The sequence below is a fragment of the Rhodoferax sp. P2_H8_2 genome (assembly GCF_056403235.1).
The window spans coordinates 444,718-457,653 of sequence record NZ_JBFUFW010000001.1; the positions used below are offsets into that span (position 1 = coordinate 444,718).

The window sequence follows — 12,936 nt, forward strand, 5'->3', positions numbered from 1 at the left end:
CCATTTCTTGAAATGTCCCGGATCGTCCCCAAATAGGTGCGATCCCCCTTTTAGATACCCCCTGACCCATGAGCAAACAAACCCTTTCCTTCCAGGCCGAAGTCGCGCAGCTGCTGCACCTGGTAACCCACTCGCTGTACTCCAACAAGGAGATTTTCCTGCGCGAGTTGATCTCCAATGCGTCCGACGCCTGCGACAAGCTGCGCTTTGAGGCCATCAACAACAGCGGCCTGTACGAAAACGACCCTGAGCTGAAGGTCAAGGTCACTTTCGACAAAGACGCCAAGACGCTGACCATCACCGACAACGGCATTGGGCTCTCCCAACAGGAAGCCATCGACAACCTGGGCACCATCGCCAAGAGCGGTACCAAGGACTTTGTAAGTAAGCTCAGCGGTGACCAGAAGGCCGACTCCCAGCTCATCGGCCAGTTTGGCGTGGGCTTTTATTCCGGCTTTATCGTGGCCGACAAGATCACCGTCGAGTCGCGCCGTGCCGGATTGCCTGCGGACCAGGCGGTGCGCTGGGTGAGCGACGGCGGTGCCAGTGGCGGCGGTGCGTTTGAGGTGGAAAGCATCACCCGCGAAGCACGCGGCACCAGTGTCATCCTGCACCTGCGTGACGACGCACAGGACTACGCCCAGAGCTGGAAGGTCAAGGGCATCATCAACAAGTACTCCGACCACATCAGCCTGCCCATCCAGATGGAAAAGGAAGAGTGGAAAGACGGCGAATTGCTGGTACCCGGCGACGAGAATGGCGGCCGCCAGCCCGGCGCCATGGTCAAGACCGGCGAATGGGAAACGGTCAACAAGGCCAATGCCATTTGGGCACGCGCCAAGAAGGACATCACGCAAGAGCAGTACGACGACTTCTACAAACAGATCAGCCACGACTTTGAGGCACCGCTGGCCCACACGCACAACCGCGTCGAAGGCAGCACCGAGTACACGCAACTGCTGTACATCCCCGGCAAAGCGCCGATGGACCTGTACAACCGCGAAAAGTCGGCGGGTGTGAAGCTGTACGTCAAACGCGTGTTCATCATGGACGACGCTGAGGCGCTCTTACCCACCTACCTGCGCTTTGTGAAAGGCGTAGTCGACTCTGCCGATCTGCCACTGAACGTATCGCGCGAGTTGCTGCAGGAAAGCCGCGATGTGAAAGCAATCCGCGAAGGCAATACCAAGCGCGTGCTGTCCATGCTGGAAACACTGGCCAAAAACGACAAGGCTCCCGTGACCGATGCGACTACCGAAGGGGTCACAGACGTTCTCAGCGCCGAAGAAAAGGCCGAACAGGAAGCCAACGCCGGAAAGTACAGCAAGTTCTACGCAGAATTTGGCGCCGTGCTCAAAGAAGGTTTGGGTGAAGATTTCACCAACAAGGACCGTCTGGCCAAACTGCTGCGCTTTGCCAGCAGCACCACCGACACCGTGAGCGTGTCGCTGGCCGACTACAAGGCCCGCATGAAGGAAGGCCAGGAGGCCATCTACTACATCACCGCCGACAACGCGGCCGCCGCCAAGAACAGCCCGCAGCTGGAAGTGTTCAAGAAAAAGGGCATTGAAGTTCTGTTGATGACCGACCGCGTGGACGAGTGGGCGCTGAACTACTTGAACGACTTTGACGGCACGCCGATGCAGTCCGTTGCCAAGGGTGCGGTCGACTTGGGCAGTCTGCAAGATGAGGCTGAGAAGAAGGCGGCTGAAGAGGCGGCCGAAGCCTTCAAGCCGCTGTTGGCCAAGCTGAGGGAAGCGCTCAAGGACAAGGCCGAAGACGTGCGCGTGACGACACGCCTGGTCGACAGCCCCGCCTGCCTGGTGGTGCAAGACCACGGCATGAGCACCCAACTGGCGCGCATGCTCAAGCAGGCTGGCCAGGCCGCGCCGGAAGTAAAGCCCGTACTGGAAGTGAATGCCGAACACGCGCTGGTCAAAAAGCTGGACGGTTCAGTGCATTTCAACGACCTGGCCCACATCCTGTTTGACCAAGCCCTGCTCGCAGAAGGCGGTTTGCCAGCCGATCCGGCGGCTTATGTAAAGAGGGTGAACGCTTTGCTGGCCTAAATTCAGGGGCAAATCGGGCTGAAACGCCCGCAGAATGTGCGTAAGCAGCTCCTTTTTTAATAGCACCTCAAGCTCCAAAAACCCCGCAGCCCCTGGCTGGCGGGGTTTTTGCTTGTGAGCAAGGGTTTCACCGCGGCTGACCGGGCCACCCCGGGCAGTAAAATCGCGCCTTCTCGCTTTCCGACCAGGAACTTTCCCACCATGAAAATTCAATTCAAACCGTTGTCCGTCGCAGGGGTGATCCTCCTAGGGCTTGCAACGCTCGCGCAAGCGGCCGTCCCACCGGGCGTCCAACTGCACGCCAAGCAGGAATTCACACGCAACAACGGCTCTGAGCCCGACTCTCTGGACCCGGCCCTGGCCGAATCCGTGCCCGCCAACCAGATTTGCCGTGACCTGTACGAAGGTATGACGGCTGTAACCACCGAAGGCAAGGTAGTGCCCGGTGTTGCGGAATCCTGGAAACAGACCAGCCCCACCACCTGGGTTTTCACGCTGCGCAAGAACGCCACGTTCTCCAATGGCGACCCGATCACTGCCGATGACTTCGTCTACGGCGCCCGCCGCTTCCTGGACCCCAAGACCGGCTCCCAGTACGCCACCACCTACGCACCTTTCCTGGTCAACGGCCTGAAGGTCACCGAAGGCAAGGTACCGCCCAGCGAGCTGGGCATCAAGGCACTGGACAAGTACACCGTGGAAGTGAAGTCGCCCAGCGCGGTGGCCTTCATGCCCGACCTGATGTCCAACACCCAGTTTGCGCCCATCAACAAGAAGATCGTCGACAAGTTCGGCAAAGACTGGACCAAGGTCGCCAACAACGTCGGCAACGGCGCCTATGTGATCAAGGAATGGCAAGTCAACAGCAAGATCGTTGTTGAAAAGAACGCCAAGTATTGGGATGCAGGCAATGTCACGCTGAACAAGGTGACCTATCTGCCCGTCGAAGACGGCTATGCCGACATCAAGCTGTTCCAGTCTGGTGAAAACGAGATGGTGTACCAGTTGCCCCCGGGCACCTTCGAATCGCTGAAAAAATCCAACCCCAAGGAAATCAAGAACGGCCCGATGCTGGGTCTGCGTTTCTTTGCACTGAACAACAACGATGCCCTGATGAAGGACATGCGCGTGCGCAAGGCGCTGTCGATGGTGATTGACCGCGACATCTTGGCCGACAAGGTCACTGCCGATGGCCAAGTGCCAGCGTACGGCGTGATCGTCAAGGGACTGTTTGGCGGCAATGTCACCCGCTACGACTGGGCCGACTGGTCCATGGCCAAGAAAATCGCCGAAGCCAAGAAGCTGCTCTCCGACGCTGGCGTGAAGCCCGGCACCAAGGTCAAGCTGACCTACAACACCAGCGAATACCACAAGAAGATGGCGATCTATGCCGCATCCGAGTGGAAGACCAAGCTGGGCCTGGACACCGAACTGGAAAACCTGGAATTCAAGGTACTGATCAAGAAGCGCCATGACGCCGACTACCAGATCGCCCGCCATGGCTGGGTTGCCGATTACAACGACGTGACCACCTTCCTCGCACTGATCCAGTGCGACAACGATGCCAACGACAACAAGAACTGCAACCGCAAGGGCGAAGCCCTGATCGACCAGGCCAACAATGCCAAGGATGTGGCCAAGCGCACCGAGCTGATGACCCAGGCCGCCAAGCTGATCATGGATGACTACCCCATGATCCCGCTGGTGCAGTACACGCTGCCGCGCCTGCTGAAGTCCTATGTCGGCGGCTACTACGAGTCCAACCCGATGGACCGTTTCCGCAGCAAGGACATGTACATCATCAAGCACTAAGCCTGACTAAAACCTAGTCCAGGCTGGCTGCTTCCCGCAAACAGGCCGTGCAATTCCAACCGGATTGCCCGGCCTTGTTCTGCAGCCTTGTCTTGCCGCTTTTTTAACGGAGCCCAATATGTGGTCCTACACCATACGCCGTATCCTCGCCACCATACCGACGGTACTGGCGGTCATCACGATTTGCTATTTCATGCTGCACGCCACGCCGGGCGGCCCGTTCGACACCGAACGCAAGGTCTCGGCCGCGGTGCTGGCCAACCTGGAGGCCAAGTACCACCTGGACTTGCCGCCCTGGCAGCAGTACCTGTATTACCTCAACAGCCTGGCCCATGGCGACCTGGGCGCCTCTTTCCGCTACGCCGACTGGTCCGTCAATGACTTGGTGGCCGATGCCTTGCCCGTGTCGTTGCTGATTGGCGGCGTCTCCATGCTGATTTCCATCGTGGTAGGTGTTGCATTGGGGATTGTCGCGGCGCTCAAACAAAACAGCCACTTTGACCACGCGGTGATGTTGATCGCCAACATCGGCAGCGCATTTCCGTCCTTTGTGATCGGCCCGGTGCTGGTGCTGGTGTTTGCCATCTGGTTGCCCTGGCTGCCCTCGGGCGGCTGGAACGACTTTGACACCAAATACATGATCATGCCGATCGCGCTGCTCACCTTCATCAACGTCTCGACCATCGGTCGTGTGATGCGCGGCAGCCTGATCGAAGTGCTGAGCTCCAACTTCATTCGTACCGCCAAGGCAAAAGGCCTGCCGCTGCGCACCGTGGTGCTGCGCCATGCGATGCGCCCTGCGCTGTTGCCTGTGGTATCGGTATTGGGCCCACTGGCGATTTCTTCCATCACCGCGGCGGTGGTGACCGAGTCGTGGTTCCAGTTGCCCGGCCTAGGCCGTCTGATCGTCAACGGTGCCTCCAATCGCGACTACACGCTGGTGTTGGGCCTGGTGATTCTGGTCACCATCGTGGCCGTCACGCTCAATTTGCTGGTGGACCTGGCCTACGCCGTGCTCGACCCCAAGATCCGGTATTGATATGAACACCAAACAAGCTACTCTGAGCCAGGGCGCCGCCCTGGCCGCCGCGCCAGTCAAGGGCCGCAGCCCCTGGCTGGATGCACGCATCCGCTTCATGCGCAACCGCGCTGCGGTCGCCAGCATGGTGATCCTGACGTTGATCACACTGGCCTGCATTTTTGGCCCGCTGGTGTTGCCGCATTCCTATGAAGACACAGACTTCGAACTGATGGGCATTGCGCCCACCTGGGCCTCCTGGCATCTGTTCGGCACCGACGAACTGGGCCGCGACCTGCTGGTGCGCACGCTGATTGGCGGGCGCGTCTCGCTGATGGTCGGACTCTTGGCAACGCTGGTGTCGGTCGCACTGGGCATCGTCTGGGGCGCGACTGCGGGCTTCATGGGAGGCAAGATCGACGCCTTCCTGATGCGCGTGGTCGACATGCTGTACGCCGTTCCTTACTTGCTGATCGCCATCCTGATGGTGACCATCCTGGGTCGCGATTTCTATCTGGTGGTGCTGACCATTTCCGCGTTCTCGTGGATGGATATGGCGCGCGTGGTGCGCGGCCAAACGCTGTCGATCAAGTCCAAGGAGTACGTGGAAGCTGCGCGTGCGATTGGTGTCCCTACCTGGCGCATCATCTTCCAGCACGTGGTTCCCAACTTGCTGGGCATTGTGGTGATCTACACCTCGATCACGCTGCCTGGCGTGATCCTGACCGAGTCCGTGCTGTCCTTCTTGGGCCTGGGCGTGCAAGAGCCCAACACCAGCTGGGGCGTGTTGATCCACGACGGTGCCGCCGTGATGGCCGCAACGCCCTGGATGATCCTCTTCCCTTGTGCCGCTCTGTCGATTGCGCTGTACTGCTTCAACTTCATCGGCGAGGGCATGCGCGATGCGCTGGACCCCAAAGACCGTTAAGACTGGCCCGCCATGAACACAACCAACAAACTTCTTCAGGTCAAGGACCTGAACGTGCAATTCCAGACCAACGATGGTCCGGTCTTTGCCGTCAACAATCTGAACTTCTCGCTGGGCCGCGGTGAAACGCTGGGCATCGTCGGCGAGTCCGGCTCCGGCAAATCGCAAACTGTGCTGGCGCTGATGGGCCTCTTGGCAAAGAACGGCAAGGCCACCGGCCAGGTGCTGTACCAGGGCCAGGACCTGCTCTCCATGAAAGCGGCCGATCTCAACAAGATCCGTGGCAACCGCATGGCGATGATCTTTCAGGACCCGATGACGTCGCTGAACCCGTACCTGACGGTAGAGCGCCAGATGACGGAAGTACTGGAGCTGCACAAGGGCATGAGCCGCGCAGAAGCGCGCGTGCAGGCTGTGCGCCTGCTCGATGCCGTAAAGATCCCAGACGCGAAGAACCGCGTCGGCATGTACCCGCACGAATTTTCCGGCGGCATGCGCCAGCGCGTGATGATTGCGATGGCGCTCCTGTGCGAACCCGAAGTGCTGATCGCTGACGAACCCACCACGGCATTGGACGTGACCGTGCAGGCGCAAATTCTGGCGCTATTGCGCGATCTGCAGCGTGACTTTGGCACCGCGATTGTGATGATCACGCACGACCTGGGCGTTGTCGCCGGCCTGTGCGATGAAGTGATGGTGCTGTACGGCGGACGTGTGATGGAGCAAGGCAACGCGCAGCACATCTTCCACGACGCCTCGCACCCCTACACACTGGGCTTGCTCAATGCGATTCCGCGCATGGACGCCGACGACCAGGACTTGATCGCTATTCCCGGCGCCCCGCCCAACATGGCGCGCATGCCCAAGGGCTGCCCGTTCAGCGAGCGCTGCACGCTGGCCGATACCCACTGCGCCGAAGACATGCCGGCGCTGAAAACCATACAGGGCGAACGCATGAGTCTGCGCGCCTGCCACAAGGAAGTTGCATTCGTGAAAGAACGTATTGCCAAGGGAGCCGTCCATGGCTGATACACCCAACACAACGCGTACGCCCATCCTCTCGGTGCGCGACCTCAAAGTGCACTTTGCGATCAAGGACCCCAAAGGCTGGCCCTGGACGCCAACCCGCGCGCTGAAAGCCGTCGACGGCATTTCGTTTGACCTCTATGCCGGCGAAACACTGGGCGTGGTCGGTGAATCCGGTTGCGGCAAATCCACACTGGCCCGCGCCGTGCTGAACCTGAACCCGACCACCGCAGGCAGCATCCGCTGGATGGGCCAGGAAATGGTCGGCGCCAGCGACGCGCAATGGCTGTCGGTGCGCAAAGACATCCAGATGATCTTCCAGGATCCGCTGGCGTGTCTGAACCCGCGCATGACCGTGGCGCAAATCATTGGTGAGCCGCTGCGCACGCATCACCCGGAAATGTCTTCGGAAGACGTGATGCAAAAGGTCCGCGCGATCATGGCCCGCGTGGGCCTGACCGACCAACAGATCAACCGCTACCCGCACGAGTTTTCTGGTGGCCAGTGCCAGCGCATAGGTATCGCCCGCGCGCTGATTCTGGAGCCCAAGCTGATCGTCTGCGACGAGCCAGTATCGGCGTTGGACGTATCCATCCAGGCGCAGATCATCAACCTGCTCAAAGAGCTGCAACAAGAGATGGGCCTGGCCCTGATCTTCATTGCGCATGATCTGGCGGTGGTCAAACACATCAGCCACCGCATCATGGTGATGTACTTGGGCCATGCGATGGAACTGGCACAAAAGAGTGCGCTGTATGCCGCGCCGCGCCACCCCTATACACAAGCCCTGTTGTCCGCGATCCCGATTCCCAACCCGGAACTGGAGCGCAACAAGAAGGTGCAATTGCTGAGCGGTGACTTGCCGTCGCCGTTGAATCCACCCACGGGCTGCGTGTTCCGCACCCGTTGCCCCAAGGCGCAAGACGATTGCGCTGGCGTGATTCCGCCACTGCACTCAGAAGGCCCAGCCACCGAAGTCGCCTGCATCCACGTCTGATTCAGGCTTGAACCCCGAAAACGCCATGCTGAAAACACTACGTACCCTGGCTACCGGCGCAACGCTGGCTGTGCTGGCCAGCTCCGCCTTTGCACAAAACGCGGTGCTGGACGCCGCAGCCAAAGAACCCGGCGCGGAAGTCACTGCCTCCGGCATCGTCTACCGCTCCATCGTGGAAGGCACAGGCCCCAGCCCCAGCGCGCTGGACCGCGTGCGCGTGCATTACCGCGGTACATTTCCTGATGGCAAGGAGTTCGACAGCTCCTACGCGCGCAACGAACCCGCCGACTTCCCGCTAAGGCGCGTCATCAAGTGCTGGACCACGGGCCTGCAACGGATGAAGGTCGGCGGCAAAGCCAAGCTGACCTGCCCGTCTGCGACCGCTTATGGCGAAAAGGGTGTTGGCGACGGTGAGATTCCGCCGAATGCGACGCTGGTGTTTGACGTTGAGTTGATTGCGATCAACCCGGTTCGTTAGTTTTTTTCCCTGCGGGGCGACTTGGTTTGGCCCTGCGGGCGGCTCCCCCACTATCCCCCCGCCCTTTCTACCCCCGCGGGGTAGAAAGGGAGCCTTAACAGCCGATTTTGTTTCTTCGCGCCGGCTACGGAATTACTGGCGATACGCTGCCACTGCTGTTTCACTCGAAGAGTAGTGCATCGCCGGTCGTAGTCGCCGAAGGCGCAACGACCCGCCGCCGGCTCCGGCTTTCAGCCGTTCACTAGAACCGCAGCGATCACCAATGCAGGCACAGAGTGGTGGCGGCAACCTCACTGCAGTAATTCCGTTTTACGGCGCGACAAAATCAAATCGGCTGTTCAAGCGCCTTTGCTTTGGTGACTTTTATTTGGCAAGACAAATGAAAGTTACTCGCCCGCCGGGGCGAGACCCGGCAAGCATCCGAACCAAAAAAAGAACTACAAGAAGAGTCAGAGCACAGCAAGCAAAGGCTGCAACACACTAGCCCCCAACCGCTTCGACCGCTCGCCATTCCACCCAACGTTAGCGTCGGGCAAATTGGCGTTGTCCTTGAACGGCATTTCAATCGTGAACGCCAAACACTCGAAATGCTTGGCAATCCAGTTGGTGGCGAGCGTTGGGTTCGCTTTGCCGCGCTCCGTCAGGCCGTAGTTGTGTTCGTCCTGAAAATCCGGGCAACCATCCAGCCAGGCATTCTTGAACATCACCTCCAGCTCCGCTTGGCGGGGTGAGTAATTTTCGTTGCCCTCTGAGCCCACGACAAAGTTGTACGGCAGTCCTTCGTCGCCATGCGCGTCCAAACACAGGTCCACGCCCACTTGCATCATTTTCTGCCGCACCCAGAACACCTCGGGTGAACGCTCCACAGTGGGCTCAAGCCACTCCCGATTCAAATTGGCGCCCACGGCATTGGTGCGCAGGTTGCCCAGCACCGCGCCGTCCGGGTTCATGTGCGGAACCACATGGAACACGCAGCGCTCCAGCAGCGCGCGACTGACCGAGTCGTCTGCATCCAGCAGCCGCTCCAAAAAGCCTTCGACAAACCATTCAGCCATGGTCTCGCCCGGGTGCTGGCGCGCAATCAGCCAGACCTTCTTTTTCTGCTCATCCGGCGTGGCGCTGTCACCATGCGTGATACGCAGCATCGTCATATCACGTCCCTGCACCGTGCTGCCCAGCCGCTCCAGCGTCACATGCGGCGAAGCGGCGGCGGAGCCAATCAGGTCGAGATGCTGCTCCCAGGAATAGGGCTCGAAGTACGCGAAGTAAATGCAATTTATTTCGGGCGTTACGCGCGCCGTCATCACTTTGCCGTCGTACTGCGTATCGACGCGAAACCAGTGCTGCCGGTCATGGCTCGCCACCACGCGGTAGCCCTTCCAGCCTTCCGGGTAGGCGCATGCCCCAGCGTTCAGAAACTTCAACGTCACCGGCAAGCCCGCCGCGCCATGCAAGGCGAAGTGGAACCACTGTGCAAACTCGGCCGCCGTGTCCTTGCGGATATTGAGTTCGATGTTGCGGTGGTCCTGCAGACTCACGACCTCAATGGCACCGGAGTCAAACTGGGTGGAAATGTGGAGTGTGGTCATGGTTTGAGTCGCAAAGTACGGGGTGGCAGAGTCATTGTAGGAGCGCCCTCAACTTCTACGCAAAACAGTCGATATTGCAGAGAAGCACCCAATCGCAACACCCGTGAACATCGCCAACACCCCTTCCGTTCAGGCTGCCACCTCGGCCACCCAAGGCGCCAGCGCGGACCTCCTGAACCTGATGGTGCTGCGCAAAGCACTGGACATGCAGGCCGTGTCGGCAGCCACCTTGTTGCAAACCCTGCCCGCGGCGCCCGCCCTGGCTACCAGCGGAAACCTGGGCACCCGGCTCAACGCCTTCGCTTGAGTTGACCCGCTGCCCCTCGGGCAGAATTCACCATCAAATTGGCCTCTAGAGCGCATAGAACGTGCGTGAGCAGCTACCCAAATAATGGCGGCTAGAGCGTCTCTACCACCTTCACCAATTGCCCCGCCTTGGGCTCGCCGCCAGCGTAATTGCCGTTGATCAGGCGCAACTGCTGCTGCGCGTTGGCCAGCGGGGAATTTTTTGCCAGCTCGGCAAATCCGCCCTTGGGGTATGCCACCGTCTTGATGACCCAGGGCTTGGCGGCGGCACGGTCCTGCGCGGTCAGCGCACGGAAGCTGCCTTCGATTTCACGCAGGCTGCTGCTTGCGCGCTGCATGGCCTGGCCGTCCTTGGCATTGGGTTGCAGCAAATAGGTGGCGTTTCCCGGGCCGCTGATCACCGTCGCCTGCACGGCTACCTGCTGGCCCTGGGCGTTCTGACGCTGGCCGGTAAAACGTGTGGCCTGGAGGCCATTGACCTGCGTGGCTTCGGTATTGCCCTGGGTGGGCTTGAACACATTGCGCAGAATCTCCGCGTGGCTTTTGCCCGCAGCAGGAGGCACTGGGCGCAGCACCATCGCCGCGTCGCGTGCAGCGTTCACCAACATGAGCTGCTCGCTGCCATTGACCACCTGCCAGCCCGTGGGCGCCGTCAGCGCAAAGCCCAGCGCCGCGTGATAGAAATTGCGACCGCGCACCAGGCCCTGATCCGGACTGTCACCAAACTCCACGCCCGCAATCGCCTTGAGGTAGCGGGCGCGACCTTCGTCGTCGTAGCTGCCTTTGTACTGGCTCGCTAGCGTGGTAATGTTCTGCAGGCGCTGGTCGTTGCTGGGGTGCGAAGCCAGCCAGTCTCCTCCGCTGGGCGCAGCACGCCCTTCGGCCTTGGCCTGATCGGCCGCAAAGCGCTCCTGGTTTTTCAGCACGGTGATGACATCCACCATGTTGTGCGGATCGTAGTGGCTGCGCGAAAGGTATTCGGCACCCAATTGGTCTGCCTGCAGCTCCTGCTCGCGGCCGTACGATGCAATAAAGCCCGCCGCCACCGTTTGCGACAAATCACCGGCCACTTGGCCCGCACCCGAATAGCCCTGACTTTCCAGCAATACGCCCAGCACGCTGGCTGCAAACACGCCGATACCTGCCTTCTGCTGGCTGGTCGCTCGCTGCGCACCGTGGCGCGCGGTGACGTGGCCGATCTCGTGACCGATCACGCCCGCCAGATCGGCCTCGCTCTCCATATAGGCCATGATGCCGCGCGTCACGTACACATAGCCGCCGGGCAGCGCGAAGGCATTGATCTCCGGGCTATCCAGCACCGTGAAATGCCATTGCAGGTTGCTTCGGTGCGATTGCGCCGCCAGCTTCTGCCCCAGCGTGTTGACATAGGCCTGTAGCGCATCGTTCTTGTAGACGCCGTATTGCTGCAGCACCTGCTGGTGGCCCTTGGCCCCCTCGGCAATCTCGGCCTCTTCGCTCATGGCGCTGCGCTCGGACTCGCCGGTGACCGGGTTGACCACGGTGGTGCCACAGCCTGCGAGCAGGAGGACCAGGAAAGCGAGTCTGGTGATTTTTTGCATCATGGTGGACGGATACTTACGGAAACACATTTTAGGGATGTGAAAGGGTATGCTTTGTGGAAAGCACCGTCGTTGGAGACATCACCGTTTATGGACACATTACTCGCGCGCTTGAGCCAATCCGTATCCTCGGCCCGCACAGTCGAAGAATTGACACGGCCCCTGCTGGAGCTGCTGGAAGCGACCACTGGCATGGAGTCCACCTACCTGACCACGGTGGACCTGGACCGCGGGCTGCAACATGTGCTCTACGCGCGCAATACGCAGGCGCTGCAAATCCCCGAGGGCATAGACGTACCGTGGCAAGACACCTTGTGCAAGCGGGCGTTAGACGAAGACTTGCAATACACCGATGACGTTCAAGGCCACTGGGCCGGCAGCGCGGGTGCGCAGATGGGGATTCACACCTATGCCAGCGTGCCCGTACACACGGAAGACGGCGCTCTGTACGGCACGCTGTGCGCAGCCAGCGCATCCAAAAAACCAATGCCCGACAACGCCAGCGACGTGCTGGGTCTGTTTGCCAGGCTGATTGGGCAGAGCGTGCAGCGCGAGGCCCTGCTGGCGCAATTGCAAAAGGCCAACTCCGACCTCCATGCCCACGCCTCTACTGACGCACTGACCGGCTTGCCCAACCGACGCGCACTGATGGCGGCGCTCGAGCGCGCCTTTGCACAGGCGCGCCGCGAAAGCAAGACCGTGCTGGTGGGGTTTCTGGATCTGGATGGCTTCAAGGCCATCAACGACACGCATGGCCATGAGACCGGGGACGAATTTCTCACCGCGATGGCACGCCAGATTTCTGGCGCTCTGCGCGGCGAGGACATTCTGGCGCGCCTGGGTGGAGACGAATTCGTGTTGATCGGCCCCGGCCCCGCAGTGGTCGATGCCACGGAGGCGGCCGCCCAGGCCTTTGCCCAACGCGCCAGCCGTTCGACCATCGCAAAGTTGGTTTTGCGCAAGCAAACGATTGACTACGCAGGTGCCAGCGTGGGCGTTGTGGCCATAGACCCGAGCTCAACGAATGCCGAAGAAGCTCTGAAACTGGCAGACAAAGCCATGTACGAAGTCAAGCGCGAACGCCGTGCCGCTGCGCCAGCGCGGACCTAGCCAAAGTATTTCCCGCTTGGCTA

General features: G+C 60.4%; 11 protein-coding genes. 9 read left to right on the forward strand and 2 right to left on the reverse strand.

Features of this window, described 5'->3' with window-relative positions:
• Window positions 1-68 precede the first annotated feature (68 nt).
• The 7 genes from htpG to AC1DV6_RS02175 all read left to right on the forward strand — a co-directional run bounded on the left by htpG (window position 69) and on the right by AC1DV6_RS02175 (window position 8,328).
• Window positions 69-2,069, forward strand: a complete 2,001-nt coding sequence (htpG, locus tag AC1DV6_RS02145; protein ID WP_477974668.1) for a molecular chaperone HtpG — start codon at window positions 69-71, stop codon at window positions 2,067-2,069.
• A gap of 201 nt (window positions 2,070-2,270) precedes the next feature.
• On the forward strand, window positions 2,271-3,881 hold the full coding sequence (locus AC1DV6_RS02150) for a peptide ABC transporter substrate-binding protein (RefSeq protein WP_477974670.1): 1,611 nt from the start codon (window positions 2,271-2,273) through the stop codon (window positions 3,879-3,881).
• A 118-nt stretch (window positions 3,882-3,999) separates the two neighbouring features.
• A complete protein-coding gene (gene oppB, locus AC1DV6_RS02155) occupies window positions 4,000-4,920 on the forward strand; it encodes an oligopeptide ABC transporter permease OppB (protein ID WP_477974672.1) in 921 nt (306 codons plus the stop codon).
• A gap of 1 nt (window position 4,921) precedes the next feature.
• The gene (locus tag AC1DV6_RS02160) at window positions 4,922-5,827 is read left to right on the forward strand and encodes an ABC transporter permease (RefSeq protein ID WP_477974674.1); all 906 of its coding nucleotides are present in this window, start codon (window positions 4,922-4,924) and stop codon (window positions 5,825-5,827) included.
• A gap of 12 nt (window positions 5,828-5,839) precedes the next feature.
• The gene (locus AC1DV6_RS02165; RefSeq protein WP_477974676.1) at window positions 5,840-6,856 is read left to right on the forward strand and encodes an oligopeptide/dipeptide ABC transporter ATP-binding protein; all 1,017 of its coding nucleotides are present in this window, start codon (window positions 5,840-5,842) and stop codon (window positions 6,854-6,856) included.
• On the forward strand, window positions 6,849-7,850 hold the full coding sequence (gene oppF, locus AC1DV6_RS02170) for a murein tripeptide/oligopeptide ABC transporter ATP binding protein OppF (protein ID WP_477974678.1): 1,002 nt from the start codon (window positions 6,849-6,851) through the stop codon (window positions 7,848-7,850). The genes AC1DV6_RS02165 and oppF overlap by 8 nt, the downstream gene beginning before the upstream one ends.
• A 25-nt stretch (window positions 7,851-7,875) precedes the next feature.
• Window positions 7,876-8,328, forward strand: a complete 453-nt coding sequence (locus AC1DV6_RS02175; RefSeq protein ID WP_477974680.1) for an FKBP-type peptidyl-prolyl cis-trans isomerase — start codon at window positions 7,876-7,878, stop codon at window positions 8,326-8,328.
• Between the two features lie 449 nt (window positions 8,329-8,777).
• On the opposite strand, the gene AC1DV6_RS02180 is transcribed toward AC1DV6_RS02175, so the two are convergent.
• Window positions 8,778-9,917 (reverse strand): M14 family metallopeptidase, encoded by a 1,140-nt coding sequence (locus tag AC1DV6_RS02180; RefSeq protein ID WP_477974682.1) that lies wholly within the window; start codon window positions 9,915-9,917, stop codon window positions 8,778-8,780.
• A 103-nt stretch (window positions 9,918-10,020) separates the two neighbouring features.
• Between AC1DV6_RS02180 and AC1DV6_RS02185 the strand changes: the two genes are divergently transcribed.
• On the forward strand, window positions 10,021-10,224 hold the full coding sequence (locus tag AC1DV6_RS02185; RefSeq protein ID WP_477974684.1) for a putative motility protein: 204 nt from the start codon (window positions 10,021-10,023) through the stop codon (window positions 10,222-10,224).
• A gap of 91 nt (window positions 10,225-10,315) precedes the next feature.
• Here the strand turns inward: AC1DV6_RS02185 and AC1DV6_RS02190 are convergent, their stop codons facing one another.
• On the reverse strand, window positions 10,316-11,833 hold the full coding sequence (locus tag AC1DV6_RS02190; RefSeq protein ID WP_477974686.1) for a M48 family metalloprotease: 1,518 nt from the start codon (window positions 11,831-11,833) through the stop codon (window positions 10,316-10,318).
• 60 nt (window positions 11,834-11,893) lie between these two features.
• Between AC1DV6_RS02190 and AC1DV6_RS02195 the strand changes: the two genes are divergently transcribed.
• A complete protein-coding gene (locus tag AC1DV6_RS02195) occupies window positions 11,894-12,913 on the forward strand; it encodes a sensor domain-containing diguanylate cyclase (RefSeq protein ID WP_477974688.1) in 1,020 nt (339 codons plus the stop codon).
• Window positions 12,914-12,936 lie beyond the last annotated feature (23 nt).

Bases quoted from the DNA above. Each gene is read 5' to 3' on its own strand.
- htpG (WP_477974668.1), top strand. From the start codon at position 69: ATGAGCAAACAAACCCTTTCCTTCCAGGCCGAAGTCGCGCAGCTGCTG.
- AC1DV6_RS02150 (WP_477974670.1), top strand. From the start codon at position 2,271: ATGAAAATTCAATTCAAACCGTTGTCCGTCGCAGGGGTGATCCTCCTA.
- oppB (WP_477974672.1), top strand. From the start codon at position 4,000: ATGTGGTCCTACACCATACGCCGTATCCTCGCCACCATACCGACGGTA.
- AC1DV6_RS02160 (WP_477974674.1), top strand. From the start codon at position 4,922: ATGAACACCAAACAAGCTACTCTGAGCCAGGGCGCCGCCCTGGCCGCC.
- AC1DV6_RS02165 (WP_477974676.1), top strand. From the start codon at position 5,840: ATGAACACAACCAACAAACTTCTTCAGGTCAAGGACCTGAACGTGCAA.
- oppF (WP_477974678.1), top strand. From the start codon at position 6,849: ATGGCTGATACACCCAACACAACGCGTACGCCCATCCTCTCGGTGCGC.
- AC1DV6_RS02175 (WP_477974680.1), top strand. From the start codon at position 7,876: ATGCTGAAAACACTACGTACCCTGGCTACCGGCGCAACGCTGGCTGTG.
- AC1DV6_RS02180 (WP_477974682.1), bottom strand. From the start codon at position 9,917: ATGACCACACTCCACATTTCCACCCAGTTTGACTCCGGTGCCATTGAG.
- AC1DV6_RS02190 (WP_477974686.1), bottom strand. From the start codon at position 11,833: ATGTGTTTCCGTAAGTATCCGTCCACCATGATGCAAAAAATCACCAGA.
- AC1DV6_RS02195 (WP_477974688.1), top strand. From the start codon at position 11,894: ATGGACACATTACTCGCGCGCTTGAGCCAATCCGTATCCTCGGCCCGC.